We start from the raw sequence: 19,627 nt of genomic DNA, 5'->3' as shown, positions 1-19,627 counted from the left end.
GTCAATGGTTGTGGCGCGGGGTTTTTTCGGAGATACGCCGGTAGTCCAACGCAAAGTCCAGCGCGGCGCCGTCGACCAGTTGGCCCGTTTTCTCGCGGTACAGCGCCTCCCAGGGCGACTGGCTGGCGGGAATGGGGGGCACGGGCAGTTCGCGGCGGCGGCGTTCAATTTCCTGGGGGGGCACCAGGGCATCGCAGCGCCCGGCGTTCAGGTCGATGCGGACCGTGTCGCCGCTGTGCAGCCAGCACAGGCCGCCGCCCACGGCGCTTTCGGGCGACACGTTGAGGATGGAGGGACTGTCGGCCGTGCCCGATTGCCTCCCGTCGCCCAGTGTCGGTAGGGTAGTGACACCGCGGCGGATGAGCGCATCGGGCGGCTGCATGTTGACCACCTCGGCCGAGCCGGGCCAGCCAATGGGCCCCGCGCCGCGCATCACCAGGATGCAGCCTTCATCGATGTTCAGCGCCGGGTCGTTGATGCGTGCGTGGTAGTCGTCCGCGCCTTCAAAGACCACGGCGCGGGCTTCAAAGATGCCTTCACGCCCCGGCTGGCTCAGGTAACGCTCGCGGAACGCGGGCGATATTACCGAGGTCTTCATGATGCCAAAGTCAAACAGGTTGCCGCTGAGCACCATGAAGCCCGCCTTCTCCATCAGCGGGTCGTTGAAGGGCCGGATCACCTCGCGGTCGCGTGTTTCGCGGCCCTGCAGGTTCTCGCCCATGGTTGTGCCGGTCACGCTGGCGCAATCGTTGTGCAGGCGGCCCGCCTGTTGCAACTCCCACATCAGCGCAGGCACGCCCCCTGCGCGGAAGAACCGCTCGCCCAAAAACTGACCGGCGGGCTGCATGTTCAGCAGCAGGGGCAGGTCGTAGGCGTGCTCGGTCCAGTCCTTGGCTTCCAGCGCCACGCCCGCATGGCGCGCCATGGCCATGACGTGCACCTGCGCGTTGCTGGAGCCTCCGGCCACGCTGATGACCGAGAGGGCATTGAGAAAGCTCTCCCGTGTCAGGATGCGCGAGGGCCGCAGGTCTTCGTACGCCATCTCGACAATGCGGCGCCCGGTTTCATAGGCCATCTGGCCGCGCTCACGGTAGGGTGCCGGAATGGCCGCACAACCGGGCAGCGACAGTCCCAGCGCCTCGGCCACTGCGTTCATGGTCGATGCCGTGCCCATGGTGTTGCAGTGGCCGGCCGACGGGGCGCTGCTGCAGGCGCGCTGCAAAAATTCTTCTTCGTCAATCTCGCCAGCGGCCAGCTGACGGCGGCTGCGCCAGATGACAGTGCCCGAGCCCACCAGTTCGCCGTTGTGCCAGCCGTCCAGCATGGGCCCGCCCGAGAGCACGATGGCTGGGATGTCGACGGTGGAAGCGGCCATGATCCCGGCAGGCGTGGTCTTGTCGCAGCCAGTGGTCAGCACCACGGCGTCGATGGGGTAGCCGTACAGGATTTCGACCAGGCCCAGGTACGCCAGGTTGCGGTCGAGTGCGGCCGTGGGGCGGCGGCAGTTTTCAAAAATGGGATGGACCGGAAACTCCATCGGAATCCCGCCCGCATCGCGGATGCCATCGCGCACGCGGCGCGCCAGATCCAGGTGGATGCGGTTGCACGGCGACAGGTCGCTGCCCGTTTGTGCAATGCCAATGATGGGCCGGCCCGAACGCAGCTCCTCGGGCGTGAGCCCGTAGTTCATGAAACGCTCCAGATAGAGCGCGGTCATGTCGGAGCGCGCGGGGTCGGCAAACCAGTCGCGCGAGCGAAAAGGGCGGCGGGGTGTCTTGTCCATGTCGTTACCTGTGGCGAAAGCGTCGCCGGCCTCGCGGGCGGCTGCGCTGGGGGCGCGCAGCGCAGGCTGCGCGCCGGAAGGGGCTCGTGTGGCTTACTTCGCCGCAGTGGCTGCGGTGCCGCGCACCTTGGCCAGTTCGCCCATCAGCTCGTTCGTGGTCTCTTCGCCAAACTCGCGGCCGTACTTGGCCAGCACCGGCTGCAGCTTGGCGCGCAACTTGGCCTGTTCGGCAGCGGGCAGCTCGGTGATTTGCATGCCCACCTTCTTGAGGTCGCCCAGGGCCGTTTCGCTCAATGCGCGAATGGCCTTGCGCTCAAACAAGGTGGCTTCGCGGGCGGCTTCCTGCACGATTTTTTGCTCCTGGGCCGAGAGGCCGTCCCAGGTCTTCTTGGACATCAGCAGCACCCAGGCGCTGTACATGTGGCGCGAGAGCACCAGGTGCTTTTGCACCTCGTAGAACTTGCTGGTCAGGATGGTGGCGGGCGGGTTCTCTTGCCCGTCCACTGCCGCTTGTTCCATGGCCGTGTACAGCTCGGTAAACGGCATGGGCGTGGCGTTGGTGCCCAGGGCGTTGAAAGTGTCCAGGAATAGGGGGCTCTGGATCACGCGCAGCTTCAGGCCTGCCAGGTCATCGGCCTTATTGATGGGGCGGCGCGAGTTGGTCACGTGGCGAAAGCCGTTTTCCCAGTAGCCCAGGCCGACCAGGCCCTTTTCGGGCAGCTTGGCCAGCAGCTTCTGGCCGAAGGGGCCGTCCAGCACAGCGTCGGCTTCCTGCTCGTTGTTGAAGGTGAGCGGCAGGTTCAGCACGCCAAAGGGTTTGATCAGCGACATCAGCGTGGAGGAGTCCGGCACGGTCATCTCCAGCGTGCCGCCACGCAGGGCCGATGTCATGCTCACGTCGTTGCCGAGCGAGCCGCTGGCAAACAGCTTGGCGTTCATCTTGCCGCCGCTTTTGGCCGCGAGTTTTTCCGCAAAGTGCTTCACGGCCAGCGCCTGGGGGTGGTCTTCGCTCAGGCCGATGCCGACCTTGAACATATGGTCCTTGATTTGCGCAGACACCGGGGCGGCCAGGGCGGCCAGCACCGTGGCGGCCAAGGCGAGGGTTTTGAACTTCATGTTTGTCTCCGTTGGAATGGCTGTGTCACGACGGGGGCACCCCGTCGGCGCCCCGCGATCCCTTTGGCGGGGCCGTCATGACGCAGGCCGAAGATTAGGTCTGGCCCCCCACGGGGTCTACTGAATCTTTTGCTACGATCCATTCCAAATGGTTATGAGTTCAGGTGAATTTCCGGGTAAACCCTTGTCTTTGGCACAGGCCTGCGCGCGGCTGCGGTTTCGGCATTTGCAGTTTCTGGACATCCTCGGGCGCACCCGCAACCTGCGGTTGACGGCTGAGCAGATGCACGTCACCCAGCCTGCGGCCACCAAGATCCTGATGGACATCGAAGAGATCCTGGAAGCGCGTTTGTTCGATCGTTTGTCGCGTGGCATGCGTCCCAACGAGCTGGGGCTTTTTACCCTGCGCTATGCCAGCGCGGCGCTCGATGGCCAGCGCCAGTTTGTGGATGAATTCAACGCCCTCAAGCAGGGCGGGCATGGCCACTTGTCGATTGGCGCCATCACCGGCTCTGCGGCCCATTTGCTGGTGGCTTCGGTGGCTGAAATCCAGCGCCTGCGACCCTTGCTGGTGCTCAAAATTCTGGAGCAAAGCAGCGACCAGTTGGTGGTGTGGCTGGCCGAGCGCAAGATCGATCTCATGATTGGCCGCTTCACCGATGAGGCGCAGCGCAGCCAATTCCATTACGAGCGCCTGTCTGCCGAGCCGCTGCAGGTGGTGGCCGGACTGCACCACCCCCTGCGCGGCACGGTGGACCTGGCCTTGACCGAGCTGGCCCACTGGCCATGGATTCTTTACCCCGCCTCCACCGCCGTGCGCAAGGTGTCGGATGACATCTTTGGTGGCGCTGGCCTGGCGCCTACCTCGGGTGTGGTGGAGACGCCTTCGTTCCTGTTTGCGCTGGAGCTGATGCACACCACCCATATGGTCTCGCTGCAGCCTGCTGCGCTGGTCGAGAAATACGTGAACAAAGGCCTGTTGGCCCGCATCCCCGTGGAGCTGCCAGACCGCATGCCCGACTACGGCCTGATCACGCGGCTGGGTGAGCCGCCCACGCCGGCAGCGCAGGCGTTCATGGACGTGCTGCGGGAAGCGGCAAGCCGTGCCATCGACCTGGGCTGAACCGCCTGGCGGTTCGCTTATCAATAACCAAAAGTTATTGAAAATGCGGGTTTCAGAAGTGTCGACATCATGTGCCTTCGCTTCTTGTGCCTCTTTGCGGGGGTATTGGCAGGGCGCGCAGCGGTCGGGCCGTTATGCTCGGCGCCCTTTCCTTGAAACCAGCTGCCGCCCCATGCAAGACGCCACCGACACGCCCGACATCCTCCAGGAACCCCGCCTTTGGAGCGACGGCCGCTGGACAGCGCGTGTCATCAAGAACGAAGACGACGACGGCTGGGCTGTGGCCATGACGCTGCAAGGCGAGTCAGAGCCTGCGCTGGTAGGCCCGTGGACGATGGGGCGCGACAAAAAGAATCCCAAGCCGCTCGATGTGTCGGCTTTCAACACCCTGGTCAAGACGGCCAGCGAGGTGATCCGCCGCCATGAGCAGCAACTGCACGCGCAGCTCAACAAGAACGTGACCATCACCACCGTGCAGGGTCAGCGCCTGCGTGTGGCCCTGGCCATCGTGCCCGATGAAGAGGGCGCCACGGCCACCTTGAGTGCACACGATGATCTGGGCGAGGAACTGGCACGCGTGCCTGTGCCGCCTTCCTTCAAGTTGACCCCTGCCAGCGCCGCGGCCTGGGTGGATGCCGGGTTCGAGCGCCCCCGCTGAGTCGGGCCGATACAAATCAGCGCTGCCGGTGCAGGCAATCGCCTGGGCGACCGTCTGCCTGCGGGGCAGCCCCTAAAATCTGTGGGTGGGCACCGGCGTTTTGCTGGGGCCCGCAGCGTTCTCAGGGCGGGGCGAAATTCCCCACCGGCGGTATGTGCGGGCTGAAAGGCCTGCAAGAGCCCGCGAGCGCCTGCAGGGCTTTTCCTCGGAATGGCCGCGCAGGGTCAGCAGATCTGGTGCGATGCCAGAGCCGACGGTCACAGTCCGGATGAAAGAGATCGCGAAACCCACAGCACCCGTCTTTGGAGGGCTTGCCGGTGGGCGCTTGCGCGCCTGCGGGTTTTGGCGCCACAGGGCGGGAGCCGTGTTCGCGCGCGCCCTGATTCTGGTTTGACCTGTTTTGAGGAACCCATGAATCAGTCTTCTTCTGTCTCTCCCCTCGTTCCCGTGGCCGCTCACCGTGGCGCCCGCGTGGCCATCATCAGTGCCAGCTGGCACCAGGACATCGTGCACCAGGCCCGTGACGCGGCCTTGGCCGAGTTTGATCGCCATGGCCTGCCGCCAAAGCAGGTGGCTCTGTTCGATGTGCCTGGCGCGTTCGAGATTCCGCTCTTGGCCCGCAAGCTCGCGCGCAGTGGGCGCTACGACGCCATCGTTGCCTGCGCTCTGGTGGTCAACGGCGGCATCTACCGCCACGAGTTCGTCACCACCGCTGTCATCGACGGACTGATGCGCGTGCAGCTCGACACCGAGGTGCCCGTGATGTCGGCCGTGCTCACGCCGCGCGACTTTCACGACCACGAGGACCATGTGCGCTTTTTCCGCGAGCATTTCGTGAAGAAGGGCACCGAGGTCGCACAGGCCTGCCTGCAGACCATGGCCTACCTGCGCAAGCTCGCCTCGCCCACGCTGGCCACGGCGCAGCAGGCGGTGGCTGCGGTGGCGGAAGTCGCCTGACCTTGTATTTAATTTGCTATTAAAAATATAGCTGCTAGCGCATATAAATCAAGCGCTCGCGGCTATTTTTATCAAACGTTTGGCCGTTCAGGTCGCGGCCAGCCGGAACACCGCCACCGCCTGCACCAGCTGCTGCGCTTGCACCTTCAGGCTGTCGGCGGCGGCCGCGCTTTGTTCCACCAGTGCCGCGTTTTGTTGCGTGGCCTGGTCCATCTGCATCACGGCCTCGCCCACCTGGGCCACGCCCGCGCTTTGTTCGCTGCTGGCCGCGCTGATCTCGCCCACGATGTCGGTCACGCGGCGGATCGAGGCCACCACCTCGGTCATGGTGGCGCCGGCCTTGTCCACCAGCGCCGTGCCTTGCTCCACGCGCTCCACACTGGCATGTATCAACGTCTTGATCTCCTTGGCGGCGTCGGCGCTGCGCTGGGCCAGGCTGCGCACTTCGCTGGCCACCACGGCAAAACCCCGGCCCTGCTCACCGGCGCGTGCGGCCTCCACTGCGGCGTTGAGCGCCAGGATATTGGTCTGGAAGGCAATCCCGTCGATCACGCTGATGATGTCGGCAATCTTCTTGCTGCTGTCGTTGATGCCTTTCATCGTGGTCACCACTTCGGCCACCACGTCGCCGCCCTGCACAGCCACCGTCGAGGCGCTCACGGCCAACTGGTTGGCCTGGCGGGCGTTTTCGGCATTGGCCTGCACGGTGGAACTCAGCTCTTCCATCGATGCCGAGGTCTCCTCCAGCGCGCTCGCCTGCTGCTCGGTGCGCGCCGACAGATCGTTGTTGCCCAGGGCGATTTCGGTGCTGGCGGCGGCCACGCTGTCGGCGTTGTTGCGCACCCCGGAGACCACGCGCGACAGGCTCAGCTGCATCTGGTGCAGTGCATTGAGCAGCAGGGCGATTTCGTCCTTGCCCTGCACATGGCGGGCCAGGGTGAGATCGCCATTGGCCACGGCCTGCGACACCCGCACGGCGTTGTCCAGCGGGTTCACCACGGTGCGGCTGAACGCAATGGCCCCGGCAATGCCCAGGGCACATACCACCATCATCACCACCAGGCTGATGGTGGTGGCGCGTTGGGCGGTGGCCGCTGCGCGTGCAGCCACTTCGCTGCTGGCCTTGGCGATCAGCTCGCCGGCCTGGTCGATCAGCTGCGAGGGCTCGCGGTCCATGCCCGCCACGGCCTTGTCACCGGCCTGCGGGTCGTGGTCGGCCGCCTTGAAAGCCTCGAAACCCTTGCGGTAGGCGGTGCCCATGCGTTCATGGGCCTGGGCAAACTGGTTCACGCGCTCGCGGCCCTCGCCCGGGGGCAGGGCGGCCAGCAGTTTTTGCGCTTGGTCGTTGATGGTCTTTTCCTGCTTCTCAAAGGCGGCCCAATAGCGCGTGAGTTGGGCCGGGTCCTTGCCGCGCAGCAGCACGTTTTTCCACTCTTGCACCTGCACCTTGAACTCGTTGAGCATGCTGGATGCCATTCGCTCGTGCTCAAAGCTCTGGGCTACGGTGGTCTGGTAGGTGTCGAGCGCCTGGTTGAGGCGGCTGATGCCAAAGAGGGCCGCTGCAAACAGCAAAAGCAGCGACACGGTAAAGGCAAGGGGTAGCTTGAGGCTGAGCTTCATCGCGAACTCCTGGTTGGGTCCACACAACGCCACAGTGGCGGGCAAAGTCCACCAGAGCCCGAGAGCGATCCCACCCCTGGGGTTCGCATGCAGGCCCTGAGGCCCAGCCTGACGCCACCGTCTGTTGCGGCGGTTGTTGCCCGACTGCGCCATCGTTTCGGTCAACCGGTGGGCGCTAGACGCCGCGCCGGGAAGACTCCCTCAGCCATTATGGTGAGGGATGTAAGTTTGTGTACATGTCTTTTTGATGGGCGCTCAAGGGTGGGGTAGCGATGCTTTTTGTTCAGCTGTGTTATCAAATTGATAGCTGCTACCGCTTGATCGATAAGCGCCAGAGGCCAATTTCTTGTGGATTACTCAAGCAAAACGGCCTGGCCGGTCAGGGCCAGGCCGCTCGGGCGCCACAGGGGTGGCGTTGGTGATCAGGGTCTTTGGGCCTGCTCACAACACGCCGCTGGCCCGCAGGGCGGCAATGCGCGCCGCATCCAGCCCCATCTCGCCCAGCACTTCGTCGGTGTGCTGGCCCAGCGCGGGCGGTGCGTTGCGCAGCACGGGCGGCGTTGCCGACAGGCGCAGCGGGCTGGCCACGCCGGTGATCTGTGCCACGCCGTCGCCAGCTTCGCCGTCCTTCCAGCGCGGCAGCGTCACGGCGAGGCCGCGTGCCTTCACCTGCGCATCATCAAACGCCTGGGCAATCGTGTTGATGGGGCCACAGGGCACGGCCTTGTCTTCCAGCAGCGTGATCCAGTCGGCCGTGGTGCGGGTGCGGGTCACGGCCTCCATGGCGGGGATGAGTTCGGTGCGGTGCTGCACGCGCAGCGTGTTGGTGGCGTAGCGCGGGTCGGTGGCCCACTGCGGCTGGTTGGCCGCCGCACAGAAGCGCTGGAACTGGCCGTCGTTGCCTATGGCCAGCAGCATGTTGCCGTCGGCCGTGGTGAAGTCCTGGTAGGGCGCCAGGCTGGGGTGGCTGTTGCCCATGCGGCCGGGCGCCTTGGCGGTGGCGAGGAACCCCGAGGCCTGGTTGGCCAGCACGGCCATGCCCACGTCGAGCAGCGCCATGTCGATGTGCTGGCCTTGGCCCGTGCCGTTGGCGCCGTTGTCGCGCACATGCAGTGCAGCCAGGATGGCGTTGCTGGCATAAAGCCCGGTGAACAGGTCGATCACGGCCACGCCCACCCGCATCGGGCCGCCGCCGGGTTGGCTGTCGGCCTGGCCGGTGATGCTCATCAGGCCCGTCATGGCCTGCACCATCAGGTCGTAGCCTGCGCGCTCGGCATAGGGCCCGTTTTGCCCGAAGCCGGTGACCGAGCAGTAGATGAGGCGCGGGTTCAGTGCGCGCAGGCTCTCATGGTCCAGACCATATTGCTTGAGGCCGCCGACCTTGAAGTTCTCCACCACGATGTCGGCCTCCAGCGCCATCTGCTTGATGAGCGCTTGCCCCTCGGGTGATGCCATGTCGATGGTCACAGAGCGCTTGTTGCGGTTGCAGGCGGTGTAGTAGCTGGCCTGGTTGGTGTCGTTGCCCTCCGCATCTTTCAAAAAGGGCGGGCCCCACTGGCGCGTGTCGTCGCCCACGCCTGGGCGCTCCACCTTCACCACGTCCGCGCCCAGGTCGGCCAGCACCTGGGTGCACCAGGGGCCTGCGAGCACGCGGGAGAGGTCAAGCACCTTGATGCCTGCGAGAGCGCCTGTGGAGTTAGAGTGTGCGGTCATGGGTGCCAATTACTATGAAATAGATAGCTGGTAGCGCTTGCCTATCAAGCGCTAGAAAGCAAAAACACCGCAAAGGCGGTGTTTTTACGGTGCGTGTCGGCGTCGCTCAGTTCGAGAACGCTGCAATGCCCGTCTGGGCGCGGCCCAGGATCAGCGCGTGCACATCGTGCGTGCCTTCGTAGGTGTTCACCACTTCCAGGTTCACCAGGTGACGTGCCACGCCGAACTCGTCGCTGATGCCGTTGCCGCCCATCATGTCGCGGGCCAGGCGGGCAATGTCCAGTGCCTTGCCGCAGCTGTTGCGCTTGATGATGGAGGTGCCTTCCACGCTGGCCGTGCCTGCGTCCTTCATGCGGCCAAACTGCAGGCAGGCCTGCAGGCCAATGGCGATCTCGGTCTGCATGTCGGCCAGCTTCTTCTGGATGAGCTGGTTGGCAGCCAGGGGGCGGCCAAACTGCTTGCGGTCCAGCGTGTACTGGCGGGCGGTGTGCCAGCAGAACTCGGCCGCACCCAACGCACCCCAGGCAATGCCGTAGCGGGCGCTGTTCAGGCAGGTGAAAGGGCCCTTCAGACCTTGCACTTCAGGAAACGCGTTCTCTTCGGGCACGAACACGTCGTCCATCACGATCTCGCCGGTGATGGAGGCGCGCAGGCCCACCTTGCCGTGGATGGCCGGAGCCGTCAGGCCCTTCATGCCCTTTTCGAGCACAAAGCCGCGAATCGGACCCACGGCGCCGCTTTCGGACACTTCCTTGGCCCAGACCACGAACACGTCAGCCACGGGGCTGTTGGTGATCCACATCTTGCTGCCCTTGAGCTTGTAGCCGCCATCGACCTTGTAGGCGCGGGTGGCCATGCTGCCGGGGTCGGAGCCGTGGTCGGGCTCGGTCAGGCCGAAGCAGCCGATCCACTCGCCGGTGGCCAGCTTGGGCAGGTACTTTTGCTTTTGCGCTTCGGTGCCGAACTCATGGATAGGCACCATCACCAGCGACGACTGCACGCTGGCCATGGAGCGGTAGCCCGAATCCACACGCTCCACCTCGCGGGCGATCAGGCCATAAGCGACGTAGCTCAGGCCGGGGCCGCCGTATTGTTCGGGGATGGTGGGGCCCAGCAGGCCCACTTCGCCCATCTCGCGGAAGATGCTCACGTCCATCTTTTCGTGGCGGAAGGCGTCCAGCACGCGGGGTGCCAACTTGTCCTGGCAATACGCAGCGGCGGCGGCCTGGATGGCGCGCTCGTCGTCGGTCAGTTGTTGGCTGATGAGGAAAGGGTCATCCCATTGAAAAGCGGCGTGGGCCATGTGTGTCTCCAGGTCAAACAGTAGGAAAAGGGGTGAAAACAAATCAACTGGGGTGCATCGTAGGCCTTGGAATGGCACCCCGCAAGCGAGTTCTTTTCATCCAGACATGCGTTTTTGGAATGTATGGAATACTTGCTGGCGAGGTTGTTCGAGGGTGAATGGCCCGTTTCATGTTCCAGATCATCATGCGCCGTAACATCCCGTCGACCCAGGCCCTGGCCTGTTTTGAAGTGGCCGCCCGCCACGAAAGCTACACCCGCGCCGCGCAGGAGCTGTCGCTCACCCAAAGCGCGGTGTCGCGCCAGATCCAGGCGCTGGAAGAATTTTTGGGCGTGCAGCTGTTTCGCCGTACGCGCCACGGTGTGGTGCTGACGCCTGCAGGCACGCACTACGGCCGCCAGGTGGCGCGCTGGCTGCAAGGGCTGGAGCGCGACACGCTCGATGTGATGGCGCACCAGGGCGAGGGCGGCACGATCACCCTGGCGGCAGTGCCCACCTTTGCCACCCGCTGGCTCATCCCGCGCCTGCCGCAGCTGGCGCAGCAGCACCCCGACATCGTGGTGCACATCGACACGCAGACACGCCCTTTCTTGTTTGCCGACACCACCTTCGATGCCGCTCTGTATGCGGGCACCCCCGAGCAGGTCGCCAACTGGCCTGGCGTGCAGGCGCAGTTGCTGATGCACGAAGACGTGGTGCCCGTCTGCAGCCCACGCCTGCTCGAATCCGCCGCGCCCCGGGGCCGGGGGCGTGCCCACCAGCCCGTTGCGGCCGAAGCGCTGGCTGAGCTGCCCCTGCTGCAGCAAAGCACGCGCCCGTATGGCTGGCGGCAGTGGTTTGACGCCATGGGAGTGGATGCGCCGCATGCGCTGGATGGCCCGCGCTACGAGCTGTTCTCGATGCTCGCCGTGGCGGCCACGCACGGCATGGGGGTAGCTCTGATCCCGCCGCTGCTGATCGAGGCCGAGCTGGCCAGCGGCGAGCTGGTGGTGGCCTGCGCCCGCCCGCTGCGCGGCGAGCGCGCCTACTACCTCATCAGCCCTGCACAGGCGCAGCCGCCAGTGCTGGCCACGTTTGCACGGTGGCTGCAGGGCATGGCGGAAGCGGGGGTGTCCCCGCCTGCGGGATGATGCGCTTGCATCTGCTGCGGCCCTGAACTAATCTGGTTGCACGGAAGTCTGTCTTTCATCAACCTTGTTCGAGAGCGACCACCATGACCACCTACCACGCTCCGCATTTCGATCCCACCGTGGATGAGATCGCAACCTTGAAGCAACTCGAAATGGGCGAAGTCATCTCGCTGCCCCACGCGCTCAAGGACCATGTCTCCGCGCGCCTGCTGGAGTGGGGCTTCATCACCAAAGGCACCGGTGGCGAACTGGCGATCACAGCCAGTGGCCGCCAACTGATACGCCGACAGGACAATTAACCTGCTGTGGCGCACCCGCGCCATCCCAGCGAGGCATGCAGAGCGCGACGCCGACGTGGGGTCTGCAGCAGCGTTTTGGCGGGGCTAAACCTCTCGCGCTTGCCAGGTATTGCGCCGCGCAAGTACCAGGGTGACCGGTTCGCCCTATCCTGCCTGTCACCCCATCCTTCATCCACCGGGAGTCCTTTTGCGCGCATCGCTTCCCGTTCGCAAGGCGCTGTGTGTTGCCATCCTGGCGGGATGTGGTCTGCTGCTGCAGGGCTGCAGCGCCGTCAAACTGGCCTACAACCAGGTCTCACACTTGGCCTACTGGCAGCTGAACAGCTACCTCGATCTGTCAGAAAACCAAACTGAGCGCGTGCGTGACGAACTGGGTGATCTGCACCAGTGGCACCGTGACACCATGCTGCCCCGGCATGCCGAGCTTCTGCAAAAAGTGCAGCAACAACTGCCATCCGTGATATCGCCCGACCAGGCCTGCCGCACTTACGATGCCGTGCGTGCCCAGATCGACAAGGTCATTGTCCAGGCCGAACCCAAGCTCGTCTGGCTGGCCGCCCAGCTCACCGACGCCCAGATCCGCAATCTGCAAAGGAAGCAGGCTGAGAGCAACACCGCTTGGAAGAAGGAATGGCTGGACGTCAAGCCCGACAAACTGCGTGACCAGCGTTTCAAACAACTCATGTCACGCGCTGAAGGCTTCTACGGCACCCTGGACGAACCGCAAAAGGTGGCGTTGCACACGTTTATCGCCCAGTCATCGTTTGATCCGCAACGCACCTACGCCGAACGCCTGCGCCGCCAGAAAGACCTGGTGCAGGTGCTGCAGAAAATTGCCCAAGACCGCACCAACACGGAGCAGGCCCGCAACCTGTTGCGCGGCTACCTTGCCCGCTTCAACACATCGCCCGACGCGGCGCACCAACGCTATGCGCAAACGCTGGTGGAAGAAGGCTGCGACGGATTTTCCCAAGTGCACAACGCGATGACGTCAGCGCAGCGGCTCAAAGCAGTGCAGTCTGTGAAGCGTTACGAGCAAGACTTTCTGGTGCTGGCGGCGCGGTGAGCACAGGTAGATAAATAAAAACCAGCCAAAAAACTCTGTGTCCTTGAATGGGCGCTGTGGGGGTCTTGGCACCATCCTCAAGCCCGTCCCGCGTCCCCTGTACCGGACGCCAGCGCAAATTAGCTGTCGTGCTTGGCCGTTATTCCCTGGGTACTTATCTGTATGCATGTCCGCTGTTGTTTTTTCGCTTTGGTCCTGTCCACGGCCATCCTGGGGGTTGCCACCGCGCAGACCGCAAGCCCGGCGAAGGACAACGCCTCATGCGCTGCAGATAGGGCAGACATTGAAAGGCGCATGGAAGTCGCCCAGTCCAAGGGCCAGATGCTGCTGCGCCGACAAATCGCAGACCAGCTCATCACGCTGCAAGCGGCTTGCGAGCCGCCTTCCGCCGGGCAGAGCCGTGCCGCGAACATTGCAAGGTTGGAGGGAGAAGTTCGGGCGCTTAGGGGGGAGCTTGAAGCGCTTGAGGGGCAATTGCGCAAGTTGAAGGGTGAGGGCAACCGTTGAGCGAGGGCACTGTGAGGCGTCCGTTCTGGCGCGCGCATCCCTTCGCCCAGCTGCCTCGCGGTCTTGTTTCTGCCTTGTTCGCGCAAGCGATCTGCGACAATTGACGGCTTCAATAAATAGGTGGGAGTACCGTGCGATCAGCCTTCGCCGTACAGGCGTGGGCCGCGATTGCGCCGGGCCTGCAGAGTCAAGAACAATGGTTGCGGTGGGCAGAGGCGCCTGTGAGCCCGGTGGGTGACACGGAAATCGAGTTGCCCCACGTGCCCGCCATGTCACGCCGCCGACTGGGCCAACTGGCCAAGTTGGCCATTTCCGTGGCCGACCAGGTGCTTTTGCATGCGCGTGGCGCTGATATCCCTGTCGTGTGGGCGTCGCGCTATGGCGACGCTGAAAAGACATTGGCCTTGCTCAGGTCCCAGGCGCTCGATGAGCCCCTGTCACCGACTGCCTTTGGGTTGTCGGTGCACAACGCCGTGGGTGCGCAGCACTCCATCTTGCGCGGCATGCGTGCCAATTCGGTGTGTGTTGCGTCCTCGCACTGCGTGCCCGAAGCGGGTGTTGTCGAGGCGGTAGGTCTGCTGAGTGACATGGAGCAGGAGTCGCCTGAGGTGTTGCTGGTGTGCTATGACGGCCGCCTTCCGCACGATTACGCGGTGTTCCACGATGAGCCCGCATCGGAGTACGCTTGGGCTGCGTTGCTCGCCCCCTGTCCAGCGGGTAGCGAGGGTTTTGTTCTGCAGGCTCAGGACTGCGCGCCGCAGGGTGTTGACCCCGCTGCCGGGGCATCTGCACTACCGCATGGGCTTGATGTGCTGCACTTCCTGGTGCAGGCGCAGCGGCATAGTTTGATGCGCGGCCATGCCTCGGGCCAATGGATGTGGGAGCGTGTGCATGTTTGAAGCGATCAACCGGGCCTGGCGCATTGTGGCCACGGGTTTCTGTTTTTCCGTGTTTGGCCTGGGTGGCATTGTGCTGGGGATGGTGGTGTGTCCTGTCGCGATGCTGTTCGTGCGCGGGGCCGCGCGCCAGCAGCAGCTGTCGCAGGCCATCATCCACCACAGCTTTCGCGGTTTCGTCGGCCTCATGAACACCGTGGGCGTGATCTCCTATGAGGTGCATGGTGCTGAGCGTCTCCAGCGCCGGGGCCTGTTGATCCTGGCCAACCACCCGTCGCTGATCGATGTGGTGTTCCTGATTTCCTTCGTGCGCCATGCGGACTGCATCGTCAAGGCAGCACTTGCGCGCAACCCGTTCACGCGCGGCCCCGTCCGCGCGGCGGGCTTCATCACCAACGGCGATGGTGCGGGCCTGCTGGAAGACTGCGTGCGTTCACTGAAGAATGGCAACAACCTCATCATCTTCCCCGAGGGCACGCGCACCCCGCTGGCGGGCACCATCCGGCTGCAGCGCGGTGCTGCCCACGTGGCGGTGCGCGGGCGTATCGACATCACGCCCGTACACATCCACAGCAGCCTGCCCATGCTGACCAAGGGGGTGCCGTGGTGGAAGGTGCCCGTGCAAAAGCCGCGCTTCACCATTGACGTGCGGCCAGACATTCCGGTGCAAGAATTCTGTGCCTCGGCTGCCAGCGAATCCCTGGCTGCGCGCCATGTGACCGAGCACCTGTCTGAACAACTTTTCAAGGGACCTGCCTGTGCTTCAACTTGAGCAAGAAATCAAAGAAATCATCATCTCCAGCTTGGCGCTCGAAGACATTGCGCCCGAGGATATTGACCCTGCTGCACCGCTGTTCGTCGAGGGCCTGGGTCTGGACTCCATCGATGCCCTGGAGCTGGGTCTGGCGCTGCAAAAGCGCTACGGCCTGAGCATGTCGGCTGATTCGGAGCAGACGCGCAAACACTTTGGCAGCGTGCAGGCGCTGGCCGCCTTCGTGGCCGCCAGCCGCACGCACTGAAAGAGCCGTGCAGCATTCACGGAAATCCTGACATGAACAAAGAAGCCATCTACGAACGTATCGTCACCATCCTGCAGGAGACGTTTGAAATCGACGCCAGCCGCGTCACCCCCGAGGCGCGCCTGTATGACGATCTGGACATCGACAGCATCGATGCCGTGGACTTGATCGTGCAGCTCAAGCCCTGGGTTGGTAAGCGCCTGAACGCCGACGCCTTCAAGTCGGTGCGCACCGTGCAGGATGTGGTCGATGCGCTGCACCTCTTGGTGAGCGACGCAACCTCCGCCAGCTGAGCGCGCAGGCGAACCGCCAGCCATGCACAAAATCGTGACTACCGTGCTGGTGGTGTTGACGGTGTTGTACCCCCTAGGCGTTTATCTGGCGCTGGGCAACGTGGCGCCGCAGTGGCTGGCAGTGGTGCTGATCGCGCTGGCCGTGCTGCGTGCCCTGGTCACGCGCCAGCGCTTCTGGTGGGCTGTGGCCTCGGGCGCCGCCGTGCTGGCGCTGGCCGCCTGGTGGCGGGATGATGCGCTGGCCGTCAAGCTCTACCCAGTACTGGTCAACGCTGTGCTGTTGGTGGTGTTTGCGGTGAGCCTGCGCCACCCGCCCACGGTGGTGGAGCGCCTGGCCCGCTTGAGCGAGCCCGAACTGCCGCCATCGGGGGTGCGTTATACCCGCAAGGTGACCGCCGTCTGGTGCGTCTTCTTCGTGGTCAATGGCGCTGTTGCGGCTTACACCGCCGCCTTCAGCAGCGATGCCACCTGGGCGCTATATAACGGGCTCATCGCATACGGACTGATGGGTTGCCTGATGGGCGTTGAGTGGATAGTGCGCCAATGGGTCAAACGCTCCAACACCGTGGTCTCAAATCAACCATGAATTTCCGCCCCTGTCCAATCACTTCAAGAATCAGGAATCGAGCAAGGTGAGACCATTTACAGTGCTTTCCCAAGTGGCCCTGCCGCAAGCATTGGGCGCTGCGCGCGTGGTTGCGCTCATTGGTGGGCGCACGGTGTCGCACGCCGACTGGGTGCGCTCCGTGAAAACCTGGTGTGCTGCATTCCAACGGGTGCAGGGCACCGAGGTGGGCTTGTATTTCGATGACCCGTTGGCTTTTGCCTCCGCGCTTTGGGGTGCCTGGCATGCGGGCAAGACGCCGGTGCTTGCCAGCGACCTGCAGCCGCACACCCTTGCGCACCTGCTGCCCCAGGTGCAAGCCTGCGCGGGTCTGTTGCCGGGCGCCGTGCAGCCGGATGAAGCAGCGGCCCCGGCGGTGGTTTTGGAGCCCCTTTCCCTGCGCGATGCGCAGGTGGTGCTGTTCACCTCGGGCTCCACGGGCGTGCCCGAGCGCATCGTCAAGCGCCTTGCACAGCTTGATGCCGAGGTGCATGCGTTGGAGGCCGTTTTTGGTGTCATCGCGGATGTGCCGGGTCTGCGCACCCTGGCCACCGTATCGCATCAGCACATCTACGGCCTGCTGTTCCGTGTGTTGTGGCCAATGGCCGCAGGGCGGCACCTGGGCACCGAATTTCTTCGCTACCCCGAGGAGCTGGTGGCGCTGCTGTCGCAGCCCGGCCCTGCGGTGTTGGTCTCCAGTCCCGCCATGCTCAGTCGCCTGCCGGACCATCTCGGCTGGTCGGCGGCGTGCCAGAACTTGCGCGGCATTTTTTCATCGGGCGGACCTTTGTCGCCCGAGGCCTCGGCGCATTGTCTGGAGCTGTTGAGCCATTCTCCAACCGAAGTGTTTGGCAGCTCTGAAACCGGTGGTATCGCCTGGCGGCGCAGGGCAGAGCAGGGTGATGCATGGCAGCCTCTTCCCGGTGTGCAAGTGCGCCTGGCCGACAGCGGCTGCCTCTCGGTGCGCTCGGGTCACTTACCCGATGCGGGAGCGTGGTGGGAGACCTCAGACCGTGCATTGCCACAGGACGGCGGGGCTGGCTTCGTGCTGCAGGGGCGGGCCGATCGCATCGTGAAAATTGCCGAGAAGCGCATTGCCCTCACTGCCATGGAAAACGCGCTGCTCGCGTCTGACTGGGTGCAGGTGGCCAAGGCCGTCGTGCTGGAATCGCCCCAGGCCACTGCCCGTGTGGGCATGGTGCTGGGGCTCAGCGAAGCCGGCTGGCAGGCCCTGCAGCAGCTTGGCCGCAAACAGATGGGCGCTGCGCTACGCGCACTGCTCGAGCCCGTGGTGGACCGCGTCGCCTTGCCGCGCAGCTGGCGCTACGTGCTGCAACTACCGCAGAACGCGCAGGGCAAGACCACGCAGCACGACCTGCTCGCCCTGTTCGCTCCGCTCATGCCCCAGCCCGAATGGACTGAACGCAGCGAGCGCCAGGCCAAAGCCACGTTGCGGGTCGACCCAGGGCTGCGCGTGCTGGATGGACACTTTCCCGGCGCACCCATCGTGCCGGGTGTGGCGCAATTGCATTGGGCGGTGACCCTTGGTGCGCAGGCCTTCAGCATTCCGGTGGCCTTTTTGCGTGCCGAGGTGGTCAAGTTTCAGCAGCCCATCCTGCCCGGTGACCGGATCGAGATGCAGCTGCAGTGGAATCCCGACAAGGGCAGCCTCCAGTTCGCACTGACTTCGGCGCGGGGTGCGCATGCCAGCGGGCGCTTGGTGCAAGGCGAACCGGCATGAGCGGCCTGCCCGCATTCGCGCCGGTGGCCATCATCCCGGTCTACAACCACCCCACCACCATCGGTGCCATGGTGCAGGGCGTGCTCGGTGCGGGGCTGCACTGCATCCTGGTCGACGATGGCTCCGAGTCGGGCTGCGCTGCCGTGCTCGATGCCTTGGCATTGCAGCATTGCGGCGATGTCACGCTGCTGCGCCTGCCGCAGAACCAGGGCAAGGGCGGTGCCGTGATGAGCGGCATGCGCCACGCGCTGGCGGCGGGCTACAGCCACGCGCTGCAGATCGATGCTGATGGCCAGCATGCCGTGGCCGATATTCCCGCCTTCATCGCATTGGCCCGCGCGCGGCCAGAGGCCATGGTTTGCGGCGCACCGCGCTACGACGCCAGCGTGCCCAAGGCGCGCCTGTACGGCCGCTATGCCACGCATGTGTGGGTGTGGATCAACACCTTGTCGCTGGACATCGAAGATTCGATGTGCGGCTTTCGCGTCTACCCGCTGCGTGATGTCATCGGCGTGATGGACGACGCTCGTCTTGGCAAGCACATGGAGTTTGACACTGAGATCCTGGTGCGCATGCACTGGAAGGGGTTGCCCTTTGTCACCCAGCGCACGGCCGTGACCTATCCGCAGGACGGACTCTCGCACTTTCGCGTGTGGCGCGACAATCTGCTCATCTCGGGCATGCACACGCGGCTGTTCGGCGGCATGCTGCTGCGCAGCCCGGTGCTGCTGGCGCGCAAGCTCGCGGGGCGGCGCCATACCGGGCACGCGGCATGACGGCACCGGACGCCAGGGCCGCGGCGGCCGATGCGCCCCACTGGGCGCAGATGGGCGAGAACACCTTCGTCGCAGGCATGTGGCTGCTGTACGAGGTGCACCGGTTCCTGGGGCGCTGGCCCTTTCTGCTGTGCCTTTACCCCATCGTCGCCTACTACTGGCTGGCCAGCCCGGTGGCGCGCCGTTCGTCGCTGCAGTACCTGCAGCGCATGCAGGCTGCTTACGGACTGTGGCCCACGGCGCCCGGCTGGCGCCAGAGCCTGCGGCACTTTCGTGTGTTTGCGCAGGTGATTCTGGACAAGCTGCTCGCGCTCACCGGGCGCTACCGGTTCGAGCGCGTCAGCTTCACTGGACGCGAGCCCTTGGGTGCTCTACTGGAGCAGGGCCGGGGCGCAGTGGTGGTGACCGCTCACATGGGCTGCATCGAGCTGTGCCGCGCCATCGCCGAGCGGCGCTCGGGCCTGCGCCTGAGCATCCTGGTGCACACGTCCCATGCCGAGCGCTTCAACCGCGTGCTGCAGCGCCTGGCACCCGACAGCGGCGTGCAGCTGCTGCAGGTGACCGAGTTCAACGCCGCCACGGCCATGATGTTGGGCGAGCGCGTGGCGTGTGGCGAGCTGATCGCCATTGCCGGCGACCGCGTGCCCGTGCGCGAAAGCCGCGTCACCCACGCCTCTTTCCTCGGGCGCGAGGCGCCTTTCCCCTGCGGGCCTTATGTGCTGGCCGCGGTGCTCGAATGCCCGCTGTACTTCATGGGCTGCGTGCATGAGGGCGCGGGCTATGCCGTCGAGTTCGTGCCCCTGGCCGAGCGCGTGGTGTTGCCGCGCGCCCGGCGCGAAGAGGCCATGGCGGAATACGCGGGGCTTTTTGCCAGCCAGCTCGAGCGCATGCTGCGCCGCGCTCCGTACGACTGGTTCAACTTTTTCCCCTTCTGGGACCAGAGTGCGTCCGCGCGCCAGGCCCCAGGTGCATCCACATGATTCCGTGCCCCAGCATGACCCAGACCGTTGCTACCACGCACGC

The 19,627-nt window shown here is 64.7% G+C and carries 20 protein-coding genes and 1 riboswitch; of the genes, 15 read left to right on the top strand and 5 right to left on the bottom strand.

The features are described from left to right. Position 1: 1 nt before the first annotated feature. Positions 2 to 1,783, bottom strand: a complete 1,782-nt coding sequence (locus tag CLU85_RS17300) for an IlvD/Edd family dehydratase (RefSeq protein WP_100411349.1) — start codon at positions 1,781 to 1,783, stop codon at positions 2 to 4. A 93-nt stretch (positions 1,784 to 1,876) separates the two neighbouring features. Continuing rightward, positions 1,877 to 2,899 carry a TRAP transporter substrate-binding protein gene (locus CLU85_RS17295; protein ID WP_100411348.1) on the bottom strand — a complete coding sequence of 341 codons (1,023 nt, stop codon included), beginning with the start codon at positions 2,897 to 2,899 and terminating at the stop codon, positions 1,877 to 1,879. Positions 2,900 to 3,053: 154 nt separating this feature from the next. Here CLU85_RS17295 and CLU85_RS17290 point away from each other — a divergent pair, with 154 nt between their 5' ends. The 3 genes from CLU85_RS17290 to CLU85_RS17280 all read left to right on the top strand — a co-directional run bounded on the left by CLU85_RS17290 (position 3,054) and on the right by CLU85_RS17280 (position 5,637). Further along, a complete protein-coding gene (locus CLU85_RS17290; RefSeq protein WP_100411347.1) occupies positions 3,054 to 4,022 on the top strand; it encodes a LysR family transcriptional regulator in 969 nt (322 codons plus the stop codon). Between the two features lie 172 nt (positions 4,023 to 4,194). After that, positions 4,195 to 4,680: a hypothetical protein gene (locus tag CLU85_RS17285; protein ID WP_100411346.1), complete on the top strand. Its 486-nt coding sequence runs from the start codon at positions 4,195 to 4,197 to the stop codon at positions 4,678 to 4,680. 113 nt (positions 4,681 to 4,793) lie between these two features. Further along, positions 4,794 to 4,964, top strand: a riboswitch (FMN riboswitch). A gap of 127 nt (positions 4,965 to 5,091) precedes the next feature. Next, positions 5,092 to 5,637 carry a 6,7-dimethyl-8-ribityllumazine synthase gene (locus CLU85_RS17280; RefSeq protein ID WP_100411345.1) on the top strand — a complete coding sequence of 182 codons (546 nt, stop codon included), beginning with the start codon at positions 5,092 to 5,094 and terminating at the stop codon, positions 5,635 to 5,637. Between the two features lie 87 nt (positions 5,638 to 5,724). Here CLU85_RS17280 and CLU85_RS17275 read toward each other — a convergent pair whose 3' ends face one another. From CLU85_RS17275 to CLU85_RS17265, 3 genes are all read right to left on the bottom strand, one after another. Then, positions 5,725 to 7,257 (bottom strand): methyl-accepting chemotaxis protein, encoded by a 1,533-nt coding sequence (locus CLU85_RS17275; protein WP_100411344.1) that lies wholly within the window; start codon positions 7,255 to 7,257, stop codon positions 5,725 to 5,727. 441 nt (positions 7,258 to 7,698) lie between these two features. Then, the gene (locus CLU85_RS17270; RefSeq protein WP_100411343.1) at positions 7,699 to 8,970 is read right to left on the bottom strand and encodes a CaiB/BaiF CoA-transferase family protein; all 1,272 of its coding nucleotides are present in this window, start codon (positions 8,968 to 8,970) and stop codon (positions 7,699 to 7,701) included. 106 nt (positions 8,971 to 9,076) lie between these two features. Then, positions 9,077 to 10,273: an acyl-CoA dehydrogenase gene (locus tag CLU85_RS17265; protein ID WP_100411342.1), complete on the bottom strand. Its 1,197-nt coding sequence runs from the start codon at positions 10,271 to 10,273 to the stop codon at positions 9,077 to 9,079. A gap of 185 nt (positions 10,274 to 10,458) precedes the next feature. On the opposite strand from CLU85_RS17265, the gene CLU85_RS17260 reads away from it, so the two are divergent. From CLU85_RS17260 to CLU85_RS17205, 12 genes are all read left to right on the top strand, one after another. After that, on the top strand, positions 10,459 to 11,403 hold the full coding sequence (locus CLU85_RS17260) for a LysR family transcriptional regulator (protein WP_100412612.1): 945 nt from the start codon (positions 10,459 to 10,461) through the stop codon (positions 11,401 to 11,403). Positions 11,404 to 11,486: 83 nt separating this feature from the next. Beyond that, positions 11,487 to 11,702: a hypothetical protein gene (locus tag CLU85_RS17255; RefSeq protein WP_100411341.1), complete on the top strand. Its 216-nt coding sequence runs from the start codon at positions 11,487 to 11,489 to the stop codon at positions 11,700 to 11,702. Between the two features lie 187 nt (positions 11,703 to 11,889). Continuing rightward, the gene (locus CLU85_RS17250) at positions 11,890 to 12,768 is read left to right on the top strand and encodes a DUF6279 family lipoprotein (RefSeq protein ID WP_100411340.1); all 879 of its coding nucleotides are present in this window, start codon (positions 11,890 to 11,892) and stop codon (positions 12,766 to 12,768) included. A 162-nt stretch (positions 12,769 to 12,930) separates the two neighbouring features. Beyond that, positions 12,931 to 13,275, top strand: coding sequence for a DUF1090 family protein (locus tag CLU85_RS17245; RefSeq protein WP_100411339.1), 345 nt, complete (start codon positions 12,931 to 12,933; stop codon positions 13,273 to 13,275). Between the two features lie 131 nt (positions 13,276 to 13,406). Further along, positions 13,407 to 14,174 (top strand): beta-ketoacyl synthase chain length factor, encoded by a 768-nt coding sequence (locus CLU85_RS17240; RefSeq protein ID WP_157803984.1) that lies wholly within the window; start codon positions 13,407 to 13,409, stop codon positions 14,172 to 14,174. Further along, entirely contained in the window at positions 14,167 to 14,943 is a 777-nt protein-coding gene (locus CLU85_RS17235) for a 1-acyl-sn-glycerol-3-phosphate acyltransferase (RefSeq protein ID WP_100411337.1), read from the top strand. Before CLU85_RS17240 ends, CLU85_RS17235 begins: the two co-directional genes overlap by 8 nt. After that, positions 14,930 to 15,190: a phosphopantetheine-binding protein gene (locus CLU85_RS17230; protein ID WP_007855388.1), complete on the top strand. Its 261-nt coding sequence runs from the start codon at positions 14,930 to 14,932 to the stop codon at positions 15,188 to 15,190. The genes CLU85_RS17235 and CLU85_RS17230 overlap by 14 nt, the downstream gene beginning before the upstream one ends. Before the next feature lie 32 nt (positions 15,191 to 15,222). Continuing rightward, positions 15,223 to 15,483, top strand: coding sequence for an acyl carrier protein (locus CLU85_RS17225; RefSeq protein WP_100411336.1), 261 nt, complete (start codon positions 15,223 to 15,225; stop codon positions 15,481 to 15,483). A 22-nt stretch (positions 15,484 to 15,505) separates the two neighbouring features. Beyond that, on the top strand, positions 15,506 to 16,069 hold the full coding sequence (locus tag CLU85_RS17220) for a hypothetical protein (protein WP_100411335.1): 564 nt from the start codon (positions 15,506 to 15,508) through the stop codon (positions 16,067 to 16,069). Positions 16,070 to 16,115: 46 nt separating this feature from the next. After that, positions 16,116 to 17,828, top strand: coding sequence for an AMP-binding protein (locus CLU85_RS17215; protein WP_100411334.1), 1,713 nt, complete (start codon positions 16,116 to 16,118; stop codon positions 17,826 to 17,828). Next, a complete protein-coding gene (locus CLU85_RS17210) occupies positions 17,825 to 18,604 on the top strand; it encodes a glycosyltransferase family 2 protein (protein ID WP_100411333.1) in 780 nt (259 codons plus the stop codon). The genes CLU85_RS17215 and CLU85_RS17210 overlap by 4 nt, the downstream gene beginning before the upstream one ends. After that, positions 18,601 to 19,584, top strand: a complete 984-nt coding sequence (locus CLU85_RS17205; protein WP_100411332.1) for an acyltransferase — start codon at positions 18,601 to 18,603, stop codon at positions 19,582 to 19,584. Before CLU85_RS17210 ends, CLU85_RS17205 begins: the two co-directional genes overlap by 4 nt. The last annotated feature ends 43 nt before the right edge of the window (positions 19,585 to 19,627 follow it).

Source organism: Acidovorax sp. 69, from assembly GCF_002797445.1.
In the GTDB taxonomy this organism is placed as follows: domain Bacteria; phylum Pseudomonadota; class Gammaproteobacteria; order Burkholderiales; family Burkholderiaceae_C; genus Acidovorax.
The sequence above is the reverse complement of the archived record's forward strand: the minus strand, read 5'-3'. Positions and strand labels throughout refer to the sequence as shown.